Origin of the sequence: Amycolatopsis sp. NBC_01286, from assembly GCF_035982555.1 — a bacterium.
Classification (GTDB): domain Bacteria; phylum Actinomycetota; class Actinomycetes; order Mycobacteriales; family Pseudonocardiaceae; genus Amycolatopsis.
In genome coordinates, this window is the sequence record NZ_CP108428.1 from 6910348 (window position 1) to 6931355 (window position 21008).

Annotated in this window: 21 protein-coding genes and 1 pseudogene; 12 read left to right on the top strand and 10 right to left on the bottom strand. The window is 70.7% G+C overall.

The genetic code is table 11. The features are described 5' to 3' along the window. Positions 1-23: 23 nt before the first annotated feature. Positions 24-2687: a cation-translocating P-type ATPase gene (locus OG570_RS32550; RefSeq protein WP_326952881.1), complete on the bottom strand. Its 2664-nt coding sequence runs from the start codon at positions 2685-2687 to the stop codon at positions 24-26. A 437-nt stretch (positions 2688-3124) separates the two neighbouring features. Between OG570_RS32550 and OG570_RS32555 the strand changes: the two genes are divergently transcribed. Together OG570_RS32555 and OG570_RS32560 are read left to right on the top strand one after the other, a co-directional pair. Then, positions 3125-3826: an SRPBCC family protein gene (locus OG570_RS32555; protein ID WP_326952882.1), complete on the top strand. Its 702-nt coding sequence runs from the start codon at positions 3125-3127 to the stop codon at positions 3824-3826. Continuing rightward, positions 3813-3947 (top strand): hypothetical protein, encoded by a 135-nt coding sequence (locus tag OG570_RS32560; protein ID WP_326960375.1) that lies wholly within the window; start codon positions 3813-3815, stop codon positions 3945-3947. The genes OG570_RS32555 and OG570_RS32560 overlap by 14 nt, the downstream gene beginning before the upstream one ends. Before the next feature lie 119 nt (positions 3948-4066). On the opposite strand, the pseudogene OG570_RS48415 reads toward OG570_RS32560, so the two are convergent. Then, positions 4067-4288: pseudogene (locus OG570_RS48415) on the bottom strand (hypothetical protein); the annotation flags it as partial. 351 nt (positions 4289-4639) lie between these two features. On the opposite strand from OG570_RS48415, the gene OG570_RS32570 reads away from it, so the two are divergent. After that, on the top strand, positions 4640-4801 hold the full coding sequence (locus tag OG570_RS32570; RefSeq protein WP_326952883.1) for a hypothetical protein: 162 nt from the start codon (positions 4640-4642) through the stop codon (positions 4799-4801). A gap of 164 nt (positions 4802-4965) precedes the next feature. On the opposite strand, the gene OG570_RS32575 is transcribed toward OG570_RS32570, so the two are convergent. The 5 genes from OG570_RS32575 to OG570_RS32595 all read right to left on the bottom strand — a co-directional run bounded on the left by OG570_RS32575 (position 4966) and on the right by OG570_RS32595 (position 10238). After that, on the bottom strand, positions 4966-5442 hold the full coding sequence (locus tag OG570_RS32575; protein ID WP_326952884.1) for a hypothetical protein: 477 nt from the start codon (positions 5440-5442) through the stop codon (positions 4966-4968). A 1105-nt stretch (positions 5443-6547) separates the two neighbouring features. Next, positions 6548-7033, bottom strand: a complete 486-nt coding sequence (locus OG570_RS32580; protein WP_326952885.1) for an STAS domain-containing protein — start codon at positions 7031-7033, stop codon at positions 6548-6550. 1 nt (position 7034) lies between these two features. Beyond that, a complete protein-coding gene (locus tag OG570_RS32585) occupies positions 7035-7487 on the bottom strand; it encodes an ATP-binding protein (protein ID WP_326952886.1) in 453 nt (150 codons plus the stop codon). 179 nt (positions 7488-7666) lie between these two features. Beyond that, positions 7667-9163: a cryptochrome/photolyase family protein gene (locus OG570_RS32590; protein ID WP_326952887.1), complete on the bottom strand. Its 1497-nt coding sequence runs from the start codon at positions 9161-9163 to the stop codon at positions 7667-7669. A 163-nt stretch (positions 9164-9326) separates the two neighbouring features. After that, a complete protein-coding gene (locus tag OG570_RS32595) occupies positions 9327-10238 on the bottom strand; it encodes a LysR family transcriptional regulator (protein ID WP_326952888.1) in 912 nt (303 codons plus the stop codon). Between the two features lie 84 nt (positions 10239-10322). On the opposite strand from OG570_RS32595, the gene OG570_RS32600 reads away from it, so the two are divergent. The 8 genes from OG570_RS32600 (at position 10323) to OG570_RS32635 (ending at position 17841) form a co-directional block, all read left to right on the top strand. After that, positions 10323-11285 (top strand): cyclase family protein, encoded by a 963-nt coding sequence (locus OG570_RS32600; protein ID WP_326952889.1) that lies wholly within the window; start codon positions 10323-10325, stop codon positions 11283-11285. A 27-nt stretch (positions 11286-11312) separates the two neighbouring features. After that, the gene (locus OG570_RS32605) at positions 11313-12437 is read left to right on the top strand and encodes an FAD-dependent oxidoreductase (protein ID WP_326952890.1); all 1125 of its coding nucleotides are present in this window, start codon (positions 11313-11315) and stop codon (positions 12435-12437) included. A gap of 16 nt (positions 12438-12453) precedes the next feature. Next, complete coding sequence (locus OG570_RS32610; protein ID WP_326952891.1) at positions 12454-13392, top strand: VOC family protein; 939 nt, start codon at positions 12454-12456, stop codon at positions 13390-13392. Between the two features lie 7 nt (positions 13393-13399). Next, complete coding sequence (locus OG570_RS32615; protein WP_326952892.1) at positions 13400-14356, top strand: fumarylacetoacetate hydrolase family protein; 957 nt, start codon at positions 13400-13402, stop codon at positions 14354-14356. Positions 14357-14390: 34 nt separating this feature from the next. Further along, a complete protein-coding gene (locus tag OG570_RS32620; RefSeq protein ID WP_326952893.1) occupies positions 14391-15536 on the top strand; it encodes an alpha/beta hydrolase family protein in 1146 nt (381 codons plus the stop codon). A 385-nt stretch (positions 15537-15921) separates the two neighbouring features. After that, complete coding sequence (locus OG570_RS32625) at positions 15922-16536, top strand: RNA polymerase sigma factor (protein ID WP_326950124.1); 615 nt, start codon at positions 15922-15924, stop codon at positions 16534-16536. Then, positions 16493-17194, top strand: coding sequence for an anti-sigma factor domain-containing protein (locus OG570_RS32630; RefSeq protein WP_326952894.1), 702 nt, complete (start codon positions 16493-16495; stop codon positions 17192-17194). Before OG570_RS32625 ends, OG570_RS32630 begins: the two co-directional genes overlap by 44 nt. 86 nt (positions 17195-17280) lie before the next feature. Then, positions 17281-17841: a hypothetical protein gene (locus OG570_RS32635; RefSeq protein ID WP_326952895.1), complete on the top strand. Its 561-nt coding sequence runs from the start codon at positions 17281-17283 to the stop codon at positions 17839-17841. Positions 17842-17933: 92 nt separating this feature from the next. Here OG570_RS32635 and OG570_RS32640 read toward each other — a convergent pair whose 3' ends face one another. The 3 genes from OG570_RS32640 to OG570_RS32650 all read right to left on the bottom strand — a co-directional run bounded on the left by OG570_RS32640 (position 17934) and on the right by OG570_RS32650 (position 20379). Next, complete coding sequence (locus tag OG570_RS32640; RefSeq protein WP_326952896.1) at positions 17934-18062, bottom strand: hypothetical protein; 129 nt, start codon at positions 18060-18062, stop codon at positions 17934-17936. A 369-nt stretch (positions 18063-18431) separates the two neighbouring features. Continuing rightward, complete coding sequence (locus tag OG570_RS32645; protein ID WP_326952897.1) at positions 18432-19139, bottom strand: GAF and ANTAR domain-containing protein; 708 nt, start codon at positions 19137-19139, stop codon at positions 18432-18434. 49 nt (positions 19140-19188) lie between these two features. Beyond that, positions 19189-20379 carry an FAD-dependent monooxygenase gene (locus OG570_RS32650; RefSeq protein ID WP_326952898.1) on the bottom strand — a complete coding sequence of 397 codons (1191 nt, stop codon included), beginning with the start codon at positions 20377-20379 and terminating at the stop codon, positions 19189-19191. A 59-nt stretch (positions 20380-20438) separates the two neighbouring features. Between OG570_RS32650 and OG570_RS32655 the strand changes: the two genes are divergently transcribed. After that, positions 20439-20939, top strand: coding sequence for a MarR family winged helix-turn-helix transcriptional regulator (locus tag OG570_RS32655; RefSeq protein ID WP_326952899.1), 501 nt, complete (start codon positions 20439-20441; stop codon positions 20937-20939). The last annotated feature ends 69 nt before the right edge of the window (positions 20940-21008 follow it).

Here is a 21008-nt window from a genome sequence, read left to right on the forward strand (position 1 = left end):
ACTGAGCAGACCTCGAAGGCCGCTCACCGCGTCGCCGCCGGAACCAGGGGTTCCGGCCGGTCGGCGCGGTGCCGGCGTCCGGGGCGCCAGAGGAACTTGTCGACCTCGGCGACCAGGAACGTGGTGACGGCGAGGCCGAGCACCAGCAGCCACCCACCGACGGTCAGCGGCGCGGTGTGGAACAGCTCGTTCATCAGCGGGACGTAGAGGATCGACACCTGCAGCGCGATCATGACGGCGACGCCGCCGAGCACCCAGGGGTTCCAGCCCGTCGGCCGGAACCGGTCGAGGGACCGGCAGCTGAACAGGTACGCGATCTGCGCGAACACGAACACGGTGATCGTGACCGAGCGTGCGTCGGTGACGGACGCGCCGGCGCGCAGCTGCCAGGTGAACACCGCGAACGAACCCGCGACGAGGATGACCGAGACGAGCGTGATCCGCCTGAGCAGGTCGGTGGTCATCAGCGCCTGCCCCGGCGGACGGGGCCGGCGAGCCATGATGCCCGTTTCCTTCGGTTCGAAGGCCAGCGAGAGGCCGAGGAAGACCGCGGTGGTCATGTTGATCCACAGCACCTGGACCGGGAGCATCGGCAGCTGGGCACCGAGCACGATCGCGACCAGGATGACCAGTCCTTCGGCGATGTTGGTCGGCAGTGTCCAGGCCATGAACTTGCGGATGTTGTCGAACACGGCCCGGCCTTCTTCGACGGCGGCTTCGATGGTGGCGAAGTCGTCGTTCGCCAGGACCATGTCGGCGGCCTCCTTGGCGACTTCGGTCCCGCTGCGGCCCATCGCGACGCCGATGTCGGCCTTGCGCAGAGCGGGCGCGTCGTTGACCCCGTCGCCGGTCATCGCGACCACGTCGCCGCGCTCCTGCAGGAGGGTGACCAGCCGCAGTTTCTGTTCCGGGGAAACGCGGGCGAAGACGTCCACGCCGGCGAGGGTGTCGTCCGGGGTGACGGCGATTTCGGCCCCGGTGAGGACTTTCGGTTCCCCGTCGGCCAGCGCGAAGGTCCGGGCGATCGCGCGTGCGGTTTCGCCGTGGTCGCCGGTGATCATCTTGACCGCGATCCCGGCCCGCCGGCACGCCGCTACGGATGCCACCGCGGCCGGGCGCGGCGGATCGTGCATGGCCTGGAAACCGACGAGGGTCAGTCCTTCCGGCGACGCCTCGCCGGGAAAGGCGTCGTCGCGCGCGGGGGTGAACGTCGCGAAGGCCAGTACCCGCAAACCTCGGCGGGCGAAGGTTTCCGCGGTCTCGCGTTGCGCACTCGTCGCCAGCGGCTCGACGGTCCCGTCTTCCCGCAGCTGGTCGTGGCACAGTGCGAGGACCGTTTCGGGAGCCCCCTTCAGGTATCCGGTCAACCGGCCGTCGGCGGTCCGGTGCACCGTCGCCATCAGGTTCCGCCCGGACTCGAAGGGCAGCACGTCGACGCGCGGCCGGGCGGACCGTTCCGCGCCGATGTCCAGCCCGGCTTCCTGCGCCGCGATGAGCAGGGCGGTTTCGGTCGGATCGCCGACTGCCGCATCGGTGCCGCCGGCCGGTTGCGCGTCATTGCACAGCACGCCGACGAGCAGGCACTCCCGCAGCGCAGGAGGGAGCGGGGCGCCGCCGGCCCACTCGTGGGTGCGGCCGCCGGCGACCACGGTGGTCACGGTCATCCGGTTGGTGGTGAGGGTGCCGGTCTTGTCGGTGCAGATGACGGTGGTGCCGCCCAGCGTCTCCACGGACGGCAGCCGCCGGACGATCGCGCCGCGCCGGGCCATCCGGACGACGCCGATCGCCAGCACGATGGACACCGCGGCCGGCAGGCCTTCGGGAATCGCGCCCACCGCCATCGTCACCGCCGCGGTGAACATCTCCCCGGCCCGGTAGCCCCGCAGCAACCCGATGACGAACAGGACGACCGCCAGCGCCACGATGCCGACCGAGAGCCGGCGGCTGAACCCGGACAGCTTGCGCGTCAACGGCGTGGTCGGCACGCCGGTGGCGGTCATGAGCTGGTTGATCAGCCCCAGCTCGGTGCCCGCGCCGATCGCCACGACGACGGCCGCGCCCTCGCCCCGGGTCACGACGGTGCCCGCGTGCGCGATGTTCCGCCGATCGGCGAGCGCGGTGGCCCAGGGGAGCGCCCCGGGTGTCTTCGTGACGGGCGCGGCCTCACCGGTGAGCGCGGATTCGTCGATCTGCAGCTCGTGCGCCGACAGCAGCAGGTAGTCGGCCGCGACCTTGTCCCCGGCGCGGAGGTGCACGAGATCTCCGACGGCCAGCTTTTCCGCCCGGATCCGGACGGGGACACCGTCGCGCACCACCCGGACCTCGGTGGCCACCATGCCGGCCAGCGCGGCGAGCGCGTGCTCGGCCCGCGATTCCTGGAGCAGTCCGACGACCGCGTTGAGCAGCACGACGGCGAAGATCACGCTTGAGTCGACGAACTGGCCGAGACTCAGGGTCACGCCGGCCGAGACGAGCAGGACGTAGACGAGCGGATCGTTGAACTGGCGGAAGAACCGGCCGAGCGCGGAGGTGGCCCGGCCGGTCGGGAGCACGTTCAGTCCGTTGTGGACATTCCGTGCGGTGGCCTCGGCTTCGGTCAAACCGGTTTGCTCGTCGGTCTCGAGCAGGGTGATCGTCTCGGCCGCTTCGATCGTGTGCGCCGGCGGCCGGATGGCGGTGTCGATCACGGGGCGCACGGCCTGAGAGGTGTCGGCACTCGCATGATCGTGTCCCATCAATGGTGTGGCGAACATTCCATCCCGATTGTCCAGGTCATCGCGTCGCCGGGCACAGGGCCGAACTGCTCCGCAGCCGTGGACAGAAGACCTCGTGTGCCTCGGCGGGCGGTGACGTCGACGCGTCGCCTGACGCAGAAAGGACCGGGAGACCTGTTCCCGAGGGACCAAGGACTCTTCAGCCACCAGGGCGTCCGGTCGCAGAGTCCGGTCATGACTCTTGCCGAACGCCGGGGTACCCGGACCGGCAGGCCCGACGGACCGGTCCTGCGCCAGGCCGCCCTACCTGATGTCCGGCGCGCTCGCCACCGTGGCCACGGCCGTCGCGGTCGTGAGCTTGACGCTGCCGTCGTTGTTGTCCGGAGTCGAGGCCGCCAAAGGAGACGACCATGACGGCTCATCACGATGATGCGGTGACAGCAAGGAAAGACCGGCTGTGGGTGGCCGGCGCGCTCGGTGTGTTGTTGCTCGCGATGCCGGCCCTCAGGAAGTGGCAGCTGCGTTGGGGCGCCGACCATCACGAAGTCATCGCGGCCCTGGCCGGGGACGATCTCATCGCTGAGCCCGATCTCGTGGCGACCCGTGCCATCACGATCACCGCGCCCGCGTCACAAGTGTGGCCGTGGCTCGCCCAGCTGGGCCAGGCACGCGGCGGGTTCTACAGCTACGACGTCCTGGAAAACCTGGTGGGCTGCGACATCCACAGCGCCGAGCGCATCGTCGCCGCATGGCAGCACGTCGAGGTGGGCGACGAGGTGAAGCTCCACCCGGACGTCTCGATGGCCGTCGCCGGCCTCGAGGAAGGTCGGGCCCTGGTGCTGCGAGGCGCTGTGCCGATGGGAAAGGCCGCGGCGCCCTACGACTGCACCTGGGCCTTCGTCCTACGCGACCGACCGGACGGCTCGACGCGGCTGGTGATGCGCGAACGATACGGCTACTCGCGCCGCTGGGCGGGCTTGCTGATCGAGCCGGTCGAGGCGGTCAGCTTCGTGATGAGCCGGAAGATGCTCATGGGGATTCGGGACCGCGCCGAAGCCGGGCGCGCTCAGTACGAAACGACGAGGACGGGAGGCCGGCATGCGGGCGCATGACGACGAGAGCTGGCGACGGAGCACGCTGATCATCCCGACCGTGGACGTACTGCGGCAGGTGTCGCTGCGGATCGTGACGATGCCGATCCAGTCCCAGGGGATCATCACGCGGGACATGTGAGCGTCGACGTCTCGGCTGTCGCGTACTTCCGCGTGGTCGATGTGACCAAGTCGGTCGTCGGCGTCGAACCCGGCGACCCGGTCGGCGGTTTCGACGCGGGCGGTGAGCGTGGGGATCGGTGTCTGGTCGCCTTCGGCGCGCAGGACGTGGCAGACGCCGAGGCCGTCGACGCCGGGCATCATGACGTCGAGGATCAGCACGTCGAAGTCGTTTTCCGGGCCGTGGCCGGTGCGGAGACGACGTAGGCCCGGTCGGCACCGGCGGTGATCAGGGGAGATTACGATCTGACTGTGGGAGATCGGTGGCCAGATCGACGCGGCCTGCCGGCTTGAAACGATCATCGTTCCGAACGTTTCGTTGTCGACAACGTTGTCGCGATCAAGAACCTCGTAGCGGCCACCTGCTCAGTGCTGTGGACGGCAACGGCGTCAAACATGAATGTGTTGTTGGCATGGAGAAAACTAGAAGGCGCCTTCCGGGTGGCGGCTCACTTCACTGTTCACTCGTTCGAGTGGATCACGGTCGCGACGAGTTGCAATGACGTCGTGTGAGTAGCTCTAATGGCTGATCCACACCGTTCGGGAGGTTAGCCGATGAGTATTCCTGGACACGTATTCCCAGCCATGCAGAATCGCGTGTCCCGCCAGCGGCCGATTCGCGCAGCTGATCGGAATCGCTTTCTTCTGTATGCTTTGGTCGTCCTGGCCGTGGTCCCGGCCGACGACAGCGGCACTGTGTGGGCGATGGCCGGGCTCGTCGCCACCGTGGCCCTGCTCTCGGTGGCTCGCCGGACGCTGCGCCGAGCCTCCGCGAAGATCGACGCGGCTCTGACGGACGAACTCGACACCCGGTGATCGCGCAGGCGCGCAGCCCGGCCCTGAGCCGGGACGGTCGCCGCGTGGAGGATGACCACGTCGTCGAGCCGACGTGGCTACAGGTCGAAGTGGACTGTGCGAATCCGACAAGGTGCGCCTCGTCGCCGATCATGAGTACCGGTGGTGCTGTCGCCGTACTGCCATCAGCTCACAGACGGTGCTGAGGAGTGTCCCTTCAGGAGCTTGGACTCGGCCCTGGGCGACCGGCTTCCGCTCGGACCGGCCGCCGGGCGAGCCCGCCGCGGACTCGGCACCCGCAGGCGCGCCGCCGGAACCTCCTCGTCCCCATCCGCTGGGCCGAGTGATGGCTTGCCGGTCTCGGTCGACTCGAACTCGGCCCGTTTCCGATGTGCCCGCGTGGTGGGTGCGTCGAGTACCGCCTCGATCCGGTCCAGCCGCCGCAGCAGGCGATCCAGCATCTCCCGGGACCGCGCCACCAGCTCGACGCGTCGCCGGATCTGCTCGGCAACCTTGGTTCTCAGTTCATCGGCCCGATCCCTGACGCGGGCCACCTCGTCCCGCCGATCACGCTCATCGGACTCGTTGTCACGGGCGTCAGCCGCAGCCTCACGCCGGCTCACAGACTGAAACCTCGCCAGGTCTCGCTCTGGCTGGTCCATCCCATGACGGTACTGGTACGCCAGCCTGACCAGAAGGGTGGAAATCCGGCCGACCGTCGCCCGAGTCCGAGGTGAACTTGGCTCAGTAGGTACGGCAAACCCGTCAAGCGCGTTCGCGGTTCCAGCCGGCCGGGTCGTGTCCAGCACCGTCGCGTGACAACCGTGCGGGCCATCTCGGCCAAGGGCAAGCAGGCGGAATCGGCCTGGCCCAAGAGAATCGTCCGCGCCTGCGTCGGAAGCAAGCGAGCTACAGCCGCCTGAGGCCGGCGCTGTGGATGCCGCTCGGGGACACCACCGGACTCGCCACCGGCCATCAGCTTGAGTCGGGCACCCACCGAAGGCCGAATCGGCCGGATCAAGGCGCCTGCCTCATCCCGCACCTCGGCGCGGCTCCTCCCGGCGTGGTGGGTGTCACGCAACACGTCTCGTCAGAGGGTTCCTGCGCGCGGCAGGCAAGCACGTCGGGTTCGAGTCGTGGCTGAGCGGCGATCCGCAGCGGTCCAGGCCGCTGCCCGGGTCACCCGGAGCTGTGGGCGGACGTGACGAAGTGCGTTGGAGGCGGGCCGGCTTCCGTTGTTGCGGTCACGGCTCCTGGCTGTGCTAGCGGCTCTGGCGACGACCGGCGGGGCGGCCCGAACGCTTGCCGGGCTGGTTGCGTACCGGCCTGGGCGCCGGCTCGGTCCAGTCCTCCGATGACACGCCGACGGACGGGGGCGGCGCGAGGAACAAGCTCCCGTAGCGATCATTCTGCGCTGTGGGATGAACCTGGGCCCGGGATTGCTGGACGACAGGGTGGCTGAACAGCGAACTGTCCGTTGTGGGAGTACTGATACATAATCCTTTCGAGAAACGATGCAGGTCGGTGGCTGCCGCCTCCCCGGTCAAGCCGGAAGCGACGAGCGGTGTGCAGGACCTGCGGGACTGCGAGCGGCACCGGGGGATCCCGGCCGGCAACACTGTCCTCGACAGCTGACACAAGTCAGCCGGCCAGCGGAGACGACGCGGGTTGAGCGACCGCGTACGAATGCCTCCGAGCCAGACCCATGGTACCCCTACGAGCCCTGTGGTGACGACTCAGCCGGCTGTGTTCGGTGTCGCGCCCGGGCTACGCGTCCGGACGTCGGACGGCGTGATCGGTCCGGTTTCCGGCATCGAGTGCTTCGCCGACGGTGTGGTACAGCCGCAGCACGACATCGAGACCGGTGACTTCGATGGGGCGGATGACGGGGCTGTTGGAGTCCACGACGATGCGCAACGGCTTCCGGTGCGCCTCTGCGTGTGTGTTGGCCGCGAGGAGCGCGGCGAGCCCGGCCGAGTCGAGGAAGCCGACCTGCGTCAGATCCAGGACGCAGGCGTCACCGGAGGTGCTGTCGATCGCGGTGGTGACCGCTGTCCGCAGGTGCGCCGCGGTTTCCCCGTCGATTTCGCCGGTCACTGTGACCACGCAGGTGCCGTTCACGGCACGGTCGACGATGCCCAGCCCAGGCGGTGGCGCCTCGGCCGGCGGCCGGCTCGCGGTTGCGAGCGGTATCGGGCGGGCGAGGACGCGCCGCGCCTCACCGCTGCGGTATCCGACGCGATCGGAGGACACGTCAGCGGGACCAGTCTTGCGTCGTGGCCAAGTGGGGAGCGTGGCCCGCGCGGTCCAAGGCGAGTTCGGCCCAGACGGTCTTGGTGTGGGCGTGGTGGGTCACTCCCCACGCCGGGGCGAGCCGGTCGACCAGCATCAGCCCGCGGCCACCGGTCTCGTCCGCGGTGCGGATGCGGGGCTGGTGGGGGGAGGCGTCATCCACTTCGACGCGGAGGGATCGGCCCCGGCCGCCGAACGTGAGGCGGCAGGTGCGCGGCGACTGCCCGTGCTGGTGGGCGTTGCTGACCAGTTCGTCGATCACGAGGACCGCGTCGTCGACCGGGATCCCGCGGTAGCTCGCGAGCAGGTCGCGGACGTGCCGGCGAATCTCCCTGGTGGCGGTCGTGTCGAGGTCGTAGATCGCGTCGCTCGTGCTGGACGTGCTGTGCTCGGATTCCCCCGGTTGCGCGGACATCCGTCCCACCCACCTTCGTCATGGCCGACACGGACTTGTCGCGCCATGTGGCGCAGGTACCCACTGGTCGGAGGTGACCAAACGTCCGCGTCGTGGACGTCTCCGGCAGGCCGGTCGGGCTTGATCGCCCGCATCCGGCGGAGCTGCAGCTGAGCAGCGGCGTTTGCCGGCGTGTCCGCTCAGAAGTGGTCGCGCTCGGCTTCCCGGGCGACGACCTCGTCGAGGTCGGCCAGCCGGCGCAGGCCGTTCAGCGGCTGCCGCATCCGGTGGTTCCCGCGCAGCCGCTCGGCGTTGCGGTCGAGGAACGCCCAGTATCCCGCGGTGAACGGGCACGCGCGCGGCCCCGTCCGCTGCTTCGGGTCGTAGACGCAGCCGCCGCAGTGGTCGCTCATCCGGTGGATGTACGCGCCGCCGGCGGCGTACGGCTTGGTCCCGACGATGCCGCCGTCGGCGTACTGGCTCATGCCGATCACGTTGGCGGGCATCACCCACGGGAAGCCGTCGACGAACGCCGTGGCGAACCAGGCGTTCAGCTCGGCCGGGTCGTAGCCGCGCTGCAGTGCGTGGTTCCCGAGCACCATCAGCCGTTCGATGTGGTGGGCGTAGCCGCGGTCGCGGACGCCGGCCAGCGCGGTCCGCAGGCAGGCCGCTTCGACGGCGTCCGCGTCCAGCTGCCACCACCAGTCCGGTAGTTTGCGGCGGGCCTGCAACGCGTTGCGGCGCAAGTAATCCGGGCCCAGGTGCCAGTACAGGTGCCACACCCACTCGCGCCAGCCGAGCACCTGGCGGACGAAGCCCTCGACGCTTTCCAGGGACGCGGCCCCGTCGCGCCACCGCTGCTCGGCCTGGCGCACGACGTCCAGCGGGTCCAGCAGCCCGAGGTTGAGCGGGACCGACAACAGGGCGTGCGCCATCGCCCAGTCGTGGGTCAGCATCGCGTCCTGGTGCGGGCCGAACGCGGCCAGGCGGTGGTCGAGGAAGCGGCGGAGCGCGCGCTGCGCCTCGTCGTGTCCGACGGCGAACCGGCGCGGGCCGTCGACGCCGACGGGGTGGATCGTCCCGGCGCGCTCGGCCTGGTCGAGTTCGGCGCGGACCCGCTCGTCGATCGGATTCTCCCGCGGCTGCCACGGTGCGGGGACGTCGAGGCGGGTGGTCTTCGGCGGCGGCTCGCGGTTGTCGCGATCGTAGTTCCAGTGCCCGCCCGCGGGCGAGCCGTCCGGTTCCAGGAGTATCTCGAACCGGCTGCGCTGGTCGCGGTAGAAGTCCTCCATGACGAACCGCTTCCGCCCGGACGCCCACTTCGCGAAGTCCTCTTTGGACCGGACGAACCCCGGTGTGGGCAGGATGGCCTCGACGACGCCTTCGTCCCGCAATCGGCGGACGAGTGCGTCCGCGGCGTGGGAGTTCGGCTCGTGCACCACCACCGGCCGCCCGAAGCGGCGCAGCCCGGTCCGGTAGTCCGGGGCGTCGAGCAGGGTGACGCGGTCGCCGAGGTCCTCGGCCAGCCGGTACAGGGCGGCCTGGACCAGGTGCAGCTTCTGCCGGTGGAACGGTTTCGCGGCGAACGCGGTGGCCGACCGGATCAGCAGCACCTCCCGGTCGTGGTGCTCCGGCGTGCTGTGGAAGTGGGGCCCGAGCTGATCGGCGAACAGCCACAAGGCCGCCTGTCCTCGCATACAGCGAACCCTAACGCGCACCGCGCGGCCGCGACGCTCCAGCCGGTTCGGACAAGCCCGCCAAACGGCACGAGCGGCGCGGCCGCCGGATGCGAGAGCACCGGAACGCAGGAAGCTGTCTCCGGCCACGGGCCGGTCACCACCGTCGCGGACGGTGTCCCGGTCAGGCGGAGATCTGCGTCGCTGCTGTGGCGACGAGGTTGCGCAGGTAGCGGTGTTCGGGATCGTCGTCGTGGATCGGGTGCCACCACATCGCCTCGAGCAGCGGGCTCACCTCGAACGGGCACGCCAGTGCCCGGACGCCGAGGGTCGCCGGGATCCGGTCCGCCAACCGCCGTTGCAACAGCGCCACGCGGCCGGAACCGGCGACCAGTCCGGGAATCGCGAGAAAGGACTCGGTGACGATCTGCACGCGCGGCTCGATGCCCAGCATGCGCATCTGCCGAGCGGCCGGCGTCGACGCGGTCGGTCCGTGGTAGGTGACCACCCACGGCATCGTTTCGAGCTGCCCGGCCGTGAGGGTGTCCCCGACCTCGGGGTTGTCGGCGGCGACGAGGCAGACCCACTCGTCGGTGTAGAGGTCCTGGTGCCGCAGCCCGTGGACGAAGCCGTGCGGCAGCAGCAACAGGTCGATCCCCGTCAGGACCTGTTCGGCGGTGTCGACCAGCCGCGGGGTGTTGGCCAGCATGCGCAGCTGCGCGCCGGGTGCCGCGGTGTCGAGCAGCGTGGCGAGGGCCGGGCCGAGCACGGCGGCGCCGTAGTCGCTGACCACGAACGAGAACTCCCGGGTGGTGGCGGCCGGGTCGAAGTCGGCCGCCGCGGTGAAGACCCGGTCCACCCCGGCCAGGGCGACCCGGACGCGTTCTTTCAGCTGGACCGCCAGCGGCGTGAGGCGGGACGTGTTGCCGACCCGGGTGAGCAGCTCGTCGTGGAAGTGCCGGCGCAGCCGCCCGAGCTGCGCGGAGACCGCCGGCTGGCTCAGGCCCACCTGCTCGGCCGCGCGGGTGACGCTGCGCTGCTGCAGCAGCGCGTCCAGCGTGACCAGCAGGTTCAGGTCCAGCGTGGCGAGGTTCACCGCCGCAGGATATCCATGACGCTGATGTGGCGCATCAGCTGATTCGTCTTCCCGGATGGCGATCGAGGCCGCACAGTGAACGACGTGGAACGAAACGATCCCGAAGGCGCGATCGCAGCGGCGGCGAAACGATGCTCGAACCGGGGCCGCTGGGGGCCGGACGACGTGCTCGGCACGCTGAATCACCTGGACGCGGCCAAGCGCGTGGAAGGCGCCACCTTGGTCCGGCGCGGCGTGAGCTTCTCCCTGGCCCAGAGCTTCGACGCGAACGGCCCGCAGAAGGGCTGGCGCCGGCGCACGAACCCGGTGCACACCATGCTCGACACCGGCGTGGACGCCGAGCGCGGCACGCAAGGTTTCCCGCACGGGATCGGCGGCGCCGACGACGTAGTGTTCATGCCGCTGCAGGCCTCGACGCAGTGGGACGGGCTCGGGCACATCTTCGACCACGGCAGCGCGTACAACGGTCGCCGCGCCGGTGACGTCGTGACCAGCGAAGGGGACCAGGTCACCGGCATCGAGACGACGGCCGGGCTCATCGCGGGCCGCGGTGTGCTGCTCGACGTGGGACGGGCAGTCGGCGCGGACGGCGAGCTGCCGGACGGGTTCGCGATCACCGTCGACCACCTCGAAGCCACGATCGCCGCCCACGGCGACACGGCCCGGGTCGGCCGCGGTGACCTGGTCCTCGTGCGGACCGGCCGGCTCACCCGGGCGCGGCGCGAAGGCTGGGGCGACTACGCGGGCGGGGACTCACCCGGCTTGTCCTTCACCACCGCGCAGTGGCTGCACGACACCGACATCGCCGGGATCGCCACCGACACCTGGGGCGTGGAAGTGCGGCCGAACGAGTTCGACGTCGCCTTCCAGCCGCTGCACCAGGTCGCCATCCCGCACATCGGCCTGTTCCTCGGGGAGATGTGGGACCTCGACGCCCTCGCCGAAGACTGCGCGGCGGACGGCGTCCACGAGTTCTGGCTGACCGCCGCCCCGCTGCCGGTCACCGGCGCCGTCGGCGCGCCGGTAGCCCCCATCGCCGTCAAGTGACCGTCCGCTGAGGACAAAGGAGTCGTCGTGCCAGCCGTGAACAACGTCCTCGTCGTCGGCGGGGGATTGGCCGGATCGGCCACCGCGATCCACCTCGCCGCGCGCGGGATCGCCGTCGACCTGATCGACGTCATGCCCGACGTCGCTGTCCTCGGATCGGGAATCACCCTGCAGGGCAACGCCTTGCGTGAACTGCACCGCCTCGGCGTGTGGGAGCGGGTGCGGCAGGAGGGCTACAGCTTCGACAGTGTCGGCTTGCGCGCCCCGGATGGCACGCTGCTCGTGGAGATGCCCGATGCCCGCACCGGCGGACCCGACCTGCCGGCCGCCATGGGGATGCCGCGGCCCGCCTTGGCGCGGATCCTCCTGGAGCGGGCCGGGGAGGCCGGCGCCGAAATGCGGTTCGGGCTCGCCGTCACCGCGCTGGAGTGCGATCCCGCCGGTGTCGACGTGAGCTTCTCCGACGGCTCGACCGGCCGGTACGACCTCGTCGTCGGGGCCGACGGCATCCGCTCGACGGTCCGGCGCCTGATCGGCGTCGAGACCGGCATCCGGGCCACCGGTATGGGGATCTGGCGGGTGTTCGGCCCGCGTCCGGCGTCGGTCACGCGGACCGATCTTTGTTACGGCGGCCCGTGCTACATCGCCGGGTACTGCCCGACCGGGGAGGATTCGCTCTACGCCTACCTGGTCGAGGACGCCCGGAACCGCGGCGCGCTCAGCGCCGGAGAACGCCTCGAGACGATGCGGGAGCTCGCGTCGGCCTACCACGGGCCGTGGGACGAGATCCGTGCCGCGCTCGATGATCCGGAACGCATCCACTACACGTGGTTCGAGACCCACGTCCTGCCGCCGCCCTGGCACCGCGGCCGGGTGGTGCTGGTCGGCGACGCCGTGCACTCCTGCCCACCGACCCTCGCCCAGGGCGGCGCCCAGGCGCTGGAGGACGCCGCGGTCCTGACCGAGCTGCTCGACAAGCACGACCGCGTGGACGAGCAGCTGTGGACCGCGTTCACCGACCGCCGCCACGCCCGCGCCAATGCCGTCGTCGAGGCGTCCAACCAGCTGGGGCGGTGGCTGCTCGACCGCGAGCAGGGCGACGTCCCGGGCCTGATGCGCCGGATCGCCGAACTCGTCTCCCAGCCCGCCTGACCCTCCGGAGGACTCCGTGACCGATCGCCTGATCACCCACCTGCGGCACGTCGACCTCGCCGTGCCCGACTTCGCCCGGCAGCAGGACTTCTTCACCGGCGCCTGGGGCCTGAGCACCGAACACGCCGACACCGGCATCGCCTTCCTCGCCGCGGAGGGCTCACCCGAGCAATACGTCGTCCGGCTGCGCCAGGCCGAGGACAAGCGGATCGACCTGATCGCCTTCGGCGCCGCCACTCCCGCGGACGTCGACACCCTCGCCGCGCGGCTGGCCACGTCCGGCGTCACCCTCGTGCACGAGCCGAAGACCCTGGACACCCCCGGCGGCGGTCACGGGTTCCGGTTCTTCGACAACGAGGGCCGCACGATCGAGGTCAGCGCCGATGTCACGGTCCGCGCGCACCGCAGGATCGAGGCCGGGGAGTCCGTCCCCGTGCGACTGTCGCATGTGGTCATCAACTCCGCCGACCCGGCGGGCACCCGCGCCTTCTACGAACGCCACCTCGGGTTCCGCCTCTCGGACACGCTCATGCACCCGCGCATGGGCGAGATGATGTGGTTCCTGCGCATCAACGCCTGGCACCACAGCCTCGCGATCGCCCGCGGCCCGCACCCGTCGCTGCACCACGTGTCCTTCGAACTGCGTGGGCTCGACGAGTACATGCGGGGCACCGGCCGGCTGTTGCGCGCCGGGGTGGAGAAGATCTGGGGCCCCGGCCGGCACCTGGCCGGGAACAACACCTTCAGCTACTTCCTCGACCCGCACGGCAACACCCTCGAATACACCACCGAACTGGACGAGGTCGACGAGGACACCTGGCACCCGCACCTCTACGACTTCGGCAAGCCGGAGGTCTCCGACCAGTGGGGGACCGCGAACGCGATGAACGAGTTCGTCGCGCGGAAGTCGTTCAACGACCCCGACAAGGGCCTGTTCGTCGCACCGCCGGTGTGAGGCGGTCATGCGATTCGCCACCTACGAGAACAACGGAGCCGTCCACGCCGGTGTGGCCGGCGAGGACGGCCTGCACCCGTTGCCGGAGAACACCACCGTGCTCGACGTCGTGCGCACCGGGCTGCCCGCCGCGCTCGAAGCGGGCGCGGAAGCCCTGCGCCGTCCGGCCGTGCCGTTGGCCGGCGTGCGGTTGCTGCCGCCCCTGGCTCCGCCCACCGTCCGCGACTTCGTGGCCTTCGAGGAACACGTCGAAGGCGTCGTCGCGAGCGTGTCCGGCGGGGCCGGGGTGCCCCCGGAGTGGTACGAGGCGCCGACGTTCTACTTCACCAACCCCTACGCCCTGCTCGGCGCCCACGACGACGTGCCGGTGCCGCCCGGTTGCGAGCTGTTCGACTTCGAGCTGGAGGTCGCCGCGGTCGTCGGCCGCGACGGCGCGTCCCTGACTCCCGAGCAGGCGCGGCAGGCGATCTTCGGCTACACGATCCTCAACGACTGGTCCGCCCGCGACCTGCAGCGTCGCGAGATGAAGGTCCAGCTCGGCCCGGCCAAGGGCAAGGACTCCGCCACGACGCTCGGGCCGTGGCTGGTGACCGCCGACGAACTGGCGGCGCACCACGACGAGGACGGCTTCCTCACCCTCGAGATGAGCGTCTCGGTCAACGGTGCGCGGATCGGGCACGACCTGCTGTCCAACATGGGCTGGCCGTTCGCCGAACTCGTCTCCTACGCCTCACGCGGTACCTGGGTTCGCGCCGGTGACGTCCTCGGCTCCGGGACCTGCGGCAACGGTGGCTGCCTGGCCGAGCTGTGGGGCCGCGGCCGGGACATTCCGGCCCTGGCGCCGGGTGACGTCGTCGAGATGACCGTCGAGGGACTGGGCACGATCCGCAACACCGTCATCGCCGGCACCACGCTGCCGCCGGTTCCCGCCGCCCGCTCGCGTTCGGGACGGCGAACGCGATGACAGTCCGCAGCACTTTCCCGACGAGAGGACGAACGTGTTCGAGTACTTCCCCGCGAACTACCCGTGGAGCCTGGGGGTCGTCGCGACCCTCAACAGCGGTGGGCTCATCGACGAGGTCGACCGGGCCTGCCGTCCCATCCGAGAAGCCGCCACCCGCGGCGAGGACGCCGGCACTCCCGACTTCCTGCACGCCTGGACCGCGTTGACCGACCAGCTCGTCAGCCAGGCGGAAGAGGCCGAGAAGGAGGGGCACCGCCGCACCGCCGGACAGCTCTACGCGCGCGCCACCAACTACCTCGCCCAGGCCGAACGCCTGCAGAGCGCGTCGGCCGCGGGACGGCTCGACAGCTACCGCCGCGTGCTCGAGCTGCAGCAGAAGACGTTCGACCTCAAGGATCCCGGCCTCAGCCGCGTCGAGGTCCCGTACGAAGGCACCACGCTGCCCGCCTACTTCAGCGCCGCGGGCGAGAACGCCCCGGTGATGATCCTGTGGAACGGGCTGGACTCGACGAAAGAGCACATGTACGCCTCCGGGCACTGGGCCGAGCTGGCCGCGCGCGGGATCTCGTGCCTGATGGTCGACTGCCCGGGTTCCGGTGAGGCGCTGCGCGTGCAGGGACTCACCGCTCGGGTCGACACCGAGGCCTGGGCGAGCGCGTGCGTCGACTACCTCGAGTCCCGCGACGACGTCGACCCGGCCCGGATCGGGCTGGTGGGCTGGTCGCTCGGCGGTTACTACGCCCCGCGGGCCGCGGCGTTCGAGAAGCGCCTCGCCCTGGTTGTCGCGTGGGGAGCGAACCACGACTGGGGTGCCGTGCAGCGGCGGCGCCTGGAACGCGAAGGCGAGCGCCCGGTCCCGCACTACTGGGAGCACGTCCTGTGGGTGTGGGGTCACGAGAACCTCGACGAGTTCATCACCTTCGCCGACCAGGTGAACCTCGACGGCGTCGTCGAGCACATCACCGTGCCGTTCCTCGTCTGCCACGGCGAGCGCGACCGGCAGATCCCGCTGGAGTACGCGCACCGCTCCTACGACCAGGCCGTGCACAGTCCCGAGCGGAAGCTGCGCGTGTTCACCGCCGGGGAAGGCGCCAGCGAGCACATCGGGCTGGACCACCTCGGCCACGTCAGCACCTACATCGCCGACTGGGTGAGCGACGTGTTCGCGGCGACGCGCTGACCGACGCAGCACCCGGTGGCGGAACTCGGCCGGTGCGCAGGCCGGCAGCGCGTGCCCGCACGAGGAGATGTGCACCGGCAGCCGCCCGGCGATCCGCGAAGTCGTCGTCCACTGTGGACACGACCGCACCCGCCGCGCCCGGCCGGCCGGGCGGCGTGGACGAGCTGGAAGCTGCGTGCTGGTGGTTCGCCCCGGACCGGCCGGCCGGATGCAGTGCCGGGTGTTCTTTCCGGATCCCGTCGCCTGCGCATCCGCAGCGCCATCGCCGGACGTAGTCCCTACAGCCGGCACTCTCGCTGCCCGGTCCGCGAGCACCAGCCGGGAGCCGACGATGCTGATGACCGAAGGTGTCGCCCCGCCGCCGCCTGCGGCTAGGGTGTCGTCCGTGTCCGACGATGGCGCGCCGAACGACCCGGCCGACGATCTCGGCCGGCGCTTCGCCGCCGGCGAGCCGGGGACCCTGCGCGCGGTGTTCGACCGCTACGGCCCCGCGGTGCAACGGCTGGCCCGGGCCGGTCTGCGCGACTCCGCCGACGTCGACGACGTCGTGCAGGCCACCTTCGTCTCCGCGTGGAGCGGCCGGCGGACCTACGACCCGGACAAGGCCGGGTTGCCGGCCTGGCTGCTCGGGATCGCCCGCCACCGGATCGTCGACCTGCTGCGGGCGCGGGGTCGCCGGCAGCGGGACAGCGACGCGATGGCCGCCGTCGCCCCGGCCGAGGAGGTCGTCGCCGAATCGCCGGACCGCGTCGTGGACCGCCTGGTCGTCGCCGACGGGCTGACCCGGTTGCCGGACGCGCAGCGGGAAGTGCTCCAGCTCGCCTTCTATGCTGATCTGACCCACACTCAGATAGCCGAGCGGACCGGACTGCCCCTGGGCACGGTGAAGAGCCACCTCCGCCGCGGGATGCAGAACCTGCGTTCCCAGCTCGACCGCACGCCGGAGGAGGTGAACGATGTCGCACCCGGACCCCGATCGTCTCGTGCTGCTCGCCCTTGACGAAGAACGTCCCGGCCCGGCCGACACCGCCCACCTCGATCACTGCGCCGACTGCCGGGAAGAGCTCGCCGCGCTGCGCGAGGTCGCCGGGCTCGGCCGGGAGACGAAGACGGAGACGTCGTTGCCCCCGGTGCGGGAAGCGGTCTGGGAGCGGATCGCGGCCGAAACGGGCCAGGCGACCGACGGGGGACAGGTGCGCCCGGGCGGCGAACCGGTTGGCACGCGGGGACTTTCGCGCGGAGTCCGGTACGCGATCATCGCGGCCGCCGCGGCCGCGGTCGGCGTGGCCGGCACCCTGATCGCCGTCGACACGGGTGGCGCGGACGCCCGGATCGTCGCGGAAACCCGGCTGAACCCGCAGCAGTCCGCGCCGGCCGGCGCGGCCGGGAAGGTCCAGCTCATCGACACGGGCGCGGGCTCGTTGCGGCTCAAGGTCGAGCTGACCGGCATGCCCGCGCCGGCCGGGCTGTACGAGATCTGGCTCTACGACGGCGCCAAGACCATGATCCCGCTGGGGGTGACGGCCGGCAGCGAAGCCGATGTCGCCGTTCCGCCGAACATCGCGCTGAGTGGCTACCCCGTCGTCGACGTCTCCGTGCAGCAGCTGGGGCAGCAGGAGCACGGCGTCAGCATGCTGCAAGGCACGTTCGGCACCTGAGCGGCCGGTTTCCTTTTCCTGCATCCGTTCGGTCGTTTTCCCGCGTACCCCTGGTGTCCGGGAAGCAACGAGAACGGAGTCATCTCATGCGTCTTCGCATGTTGGGGGTGTCCATCGCGGCCGCGGCGGTCATGGCCGGTGCCGTCGCCGCGCCCGCCCAGGCGGCCCAGTCGGTGAGCGCTTCGTCGCACACCGTCTCGCACCACCACTGGTACCACTTCGGCAAGGGGCGCACGGATCTGACCTTGGACGCCGCGGCCGGGGCGGCACTCACGTCGCTGGGCGTGAAGGTTTCGCCGGTGCTGGCCAGGGTCAGCCATCCCGCGGGCAAGACGGTGTTCGGCTTCACGATCGTCGGCAACCCGAACGACGGGACGATCGAGCACGTCGGCGGCTTGGTGCTGCGCGCCGGCGGCAAATGCCTCTACCTGACCGGTTACACGATCGACCTCAAGCGCGGTGTGCTCAGCGGCCGGATCGACTTCGGGGCGCGTGCCGACCTGTTCACGATCGGCGCGGCCACACCCGACGGTGTCACCCTGGCGCTCACCGCGCCCGCGGCGGCCCTGCTGAACAAGACGTTCGGCGTCATCGCGTTCACGCGAGGGTTGGTCATCGGCTACGGCAACCCGATGATCCGCAAGTAGGGACCGGCGGGTGGCTGGTGGGGCGGCCGGAGGTTCGGTCACCCCCACCGGCCATTCGCCCGGATCCGCCGCGGATGGGTGGCGTCGGGGTGTCAGTCGGGCTCGGGAGTGGTGTCTGTTGCCGGGTCGACGGCGGCGACCAGGGACTGGGTGAGCCGGCGCACAGCTGTCTCGACGTCCGGCACGATCGTGATGTCGCGGTCCAGTCCCAGCAGGGTCAACGGTCGCGGCACCACGTACTGGCAACTGCCCGAGGACGCACGAGCCGCAGAACGTCACCTCGGTCAGGTCGACCACGACCGGTTTGGCCGCGGCATCGGCCAGGGCCGGGGTCGCGCCGAGCAGCGGGTCCGCGGCCAGGTCCAGCGCGTCGCTGCCGCGCACCTGATTGTGACCTCCTGCTTCCGGAGAGTGGCCCTTCGGCGCGAGACAAGGCGTCGGTGCAGCCGGCCGCGGGAAGCGATACCTCCGGCCGGCTCGACACGCACGCCGAGCCGTATTCCACAGTGGACTCCTCGGCCAGACCCGGACGATCGTGCTGCGGGAGAACGGAAGGCCACCGTCGTTTCGGGAGATCGCGCCGAAGGTGGTCAGCGAGCCGCGTCCCGGCCGCTCTGCTCGACCAGCCACGTCGCGACGGCGTGGAGTTTGAGGTTGGCGTGCTGTGAGGTGCGCACCAGCATGGAGAAGGCGTCCTCGACGCTGATCCGGTGGCGTTCCACGAGGATGCCCTTGGCGATTCCGATCGTGTCGCGGTGGCGGATCGCGGCCTGCAGGTGGTGTTCGGTCTGGGCTCCGACGAGTGCGACAGCGGCGTGGCTGGCGAACAGCAGCCCTTCGCTTTCCGCCTCGGCGCTGAAGGCGTCCGGTCGAGATGAGTACAGGTTGAGGGCGCCCAGGGTGGTGTCGGTGACGAACAACCGGTACGCCAGCATCGACCGCACTCCCAGACTGACCGCGGCCGGGCCGAACCGTGGCCAGCGCCGCTCGTGCTCCAGGTCTCCGGTGCGGTAGGTCTGGTGCTCGGCGATGGCGCCCAGGCATGGTCCTTCCTGGAAGCGGGCCTGCAGCTTGTCCACTGTGACCACGAGCTCGTCGGTCGGCGCCATGGTGCGGATCACGCCGTTCTCCCGCAGGCTCAGACCGGCCGCGTCGCCGCCGATGTGCTCCACGGCGGCACGGGTGATCGCTTCCAGCGTCGATTCGACGTCGGGCTCGGCCTGCAGGGTGCGGGCGACCTCGCTGAGGATCGCGGCCAGCCCACCTGCGGCGGCAGGGCCGTCTCTTGTCGGGCTCATCCTTCTGGCTACCCCGTACGGCGGCCGGTCAAGCGGGAGCAGCGGCCGATCAGGCGTGTGCCGCCGCGATGGGCGGCAACGCCCGGTCGGTCTCGGCGACCCGGGTGAGCTTGGCCGTCAGCGGTGCGAGCTTCGGTGAGGTGAGAGCTTTGTCGAGCAGGCGGCGCAGGGTCAGGCCGAAGCGGGTCTGGGGGTAGGCGAAGGGCACGATCCACCGGGGGAGGTTCTGGACGTCGTCGACGAGGGGACGCATCCACTGCTCGTAGACGGTGAGCGCGGCATCGAGCCGGTCGGGTTCGGTGGTCAGGGAGGCGGCGAGGACGTATCCGCTGACGAGTGCGAGTGAGGCGCCGCCGCCACCCATCGGGGTGACGCACCAGCCCGCGTCCCCGGCGAGGCACACCCGCCCGCGGTGCCAGGTGGGCATGCGGATCTGGGTGAGGTTGTCGATGTAGACGTCCTCGGAGCGGTCGAAGCCGTCGAGGATCCGGGAGGTCTCCCAGCCGGCGTCGGCGAAGCGGTCGCGGACGCGGGCCAGGGCGTCGGCGCGGTCGAGCCGGCCGAGGTCTTCGGCCCGGGCGTAGGCGAGGATGGCGCGGGTGGTGCCGTGGTTGTCGGGCCGCAGGTGGACCTGCCGGCCGCCGACGGTGGTGAACCAGCGCCAGCGGTTGTCGTCGCCGGTGGTGCGGGGGATCGTGCCGAAGACCATGGCGATGCCGAGGTCGCGGCGGTCGACCAGGTCGCCGAAGAGCCGGTCGCGGGTGGCGGAGCGGACCCCTTCGGCGATGACCAGCAGGTCAGCGCGCAGGACACGCCCGGATGCGGTGGTCACCGTGACCGCGTCGGTGTCGTCCACGACCTCGGCGATGGGATCGCCGTAGCCGATCTCGACTCCCGCGGGCAGGTGCTGCAGGATCGTGCGGGCGAAATCGCCGCGCAGCACCTCGAGTTCGGCGGTCGCGCCGTCCGGACCGGAGGGCAGTTCCGCGGTCACCTTGCCCGAGGCGTCGACCAGAACCGTGCCGGTCTCGGTGGTGTTCTGCGCCCTGATCGCCTCGGTGAGCCCCATCCGTTCGAGCACGTCGCGGGCGACGCCGCGGACGTCGACGTTCTGCCCGCCGTCGCGGAACGCGCCGGACCGTTCCAGCACGGTCACGTCCCAGCCGGTGCGGCGCAGCCAGAAGGCGGCGGAGAGGCCGGCGATGCTCGCCCCGGAGATCACGGCGTGTCGCGTGGTCATGACTGCTCCTCTGCCTTGATTGCTTTATAGTAAAGCTACTATGGAGTGAAGGAGTTCGCATGGTGGACGTCGACCCGCTGTCGGTGGAGTGGACGGCGGCCCAGGTCGAGGTGATGCACCGCCTCCGCGACTGGGCGGTCGGTTTCACCGAGCTGAACCAGCACCTGGCGGCCTGGATGCGGCTGCCCGGGTCCGATGCCAACGCGCTGGGGCAGATCGTCTGGGCGGACGAGGCGGGCGCGCCGCTTTCGCCGGCGGAGCTGTCCCGGCTCATCGGCATGACCACGGGCGCGACGACCGTGCTGCTGAACCGCCTCGAGACCGCGGGCCACGTTCACCGCAGCCGCGAGAGCGCCGACCGCCGGCGGGTGACCCTGCGGCCGACTCCGGCGGCACGCGATCGGGCGCGTGAGTTCCTGGCGTTCGCCGGCGTCGAGATCGCGCAGACCCTGGTTGCTGCCGACGCCGACGAGCTCCGCGTCGCCATCGGTTTCCTGGCGAAGATCACCGCTGCCGCCGCGGCGGCCAATCACCGCCTCGGCCACACGAGACAGCGCTGAGCGAAGCGGGAGTGTGCGGTGGCCGGCCGGTCGGGGTGCGTGTCGCCCGGCTCGGAGGAGCGTACCGAT

Excerpts from the sequence above, each read along its gene's own strand:
- OG570_RS32555 (WP_326952882.1), top strand. The coding sequence starts at position 3,125 with ATGACGGCTCATCACGATGATGCGGTGACAGCAAGGAAAGACCGGCTG.
- OG570_RS32585 (WP_326952886.1), bottom strand. The coding sequence starts at position 7,487 with ATGTCCGCGCAACCGGGGGAATCCGAGCACAGCACGTCCAGCACGAGC.
- OG570_RS32650 (WP_326952898.1), bottom strand. The coding sequence starts at position 20,379 with ATGACCACGCGACACGCCGTGATCTCCGGGGCGAGCATCGCCGGCCTC.
- OG570_RS32630 (WP_326952894.1), top strand. The coding sequence starts at position 16,493 with ATGTCGCACCCGGACCCCGATCGTCTCGTGCTGCTCGCCCTTGACGAA.
- OG570_RS32645 (WP_326952897.1), bottom strand. The coding sequence starts at position 19,139 with ATGAGCCCGACAAGAGACGGCCCTGCCGCCGCAGGTGGGCTGGCCGCG.
- OG570_RS32615 (WP_326952892.1), top strand. The coding sequence starts at position 13,400 with ATGCGATTCGCCACCTACGAGAACAACGGAGCCGTCCACGCCGGTGTG.
- OG570_RS32655 (WP_326952899.1), top strand. The coding sequence starts at position 20,439 with ATGGTGGACGTCGACCCGCTGTCGGTGGAGTGGACGGCGGCCCAGGTC.
- OG570_RS32575 (WP_326952884.1), bottom strand. The coding sequence starts at position 5,442 with ATGGACCAGCCAGAGCGAGACCTGGCGAGGTTTCAGTCTGTGAGCCGG.
- OG570_RS32590 (WP_326952887.1), bottom strand. The coding sequence starts at position 9,163 with ATGCGAGGACAGGCGGCCTTGTGGCTGTTCGCCGATCAGCTCGGGCCC.
- OG570_RS32635 (WP_326952895.1), top strand. The coding sequence starts at position 17,281 with ATGCGTCTTCGCATGTTGGGGGTGTCCATCGCGGCCGCGGCGGTCATG.
- OG570_RS32560 (WP_326960375.1), top strand. The coding sequence starts at position 3,813 with ATGCGGGCGCATGACGACGAGAGCTGGCGACGGAGCACGCTGATCATC.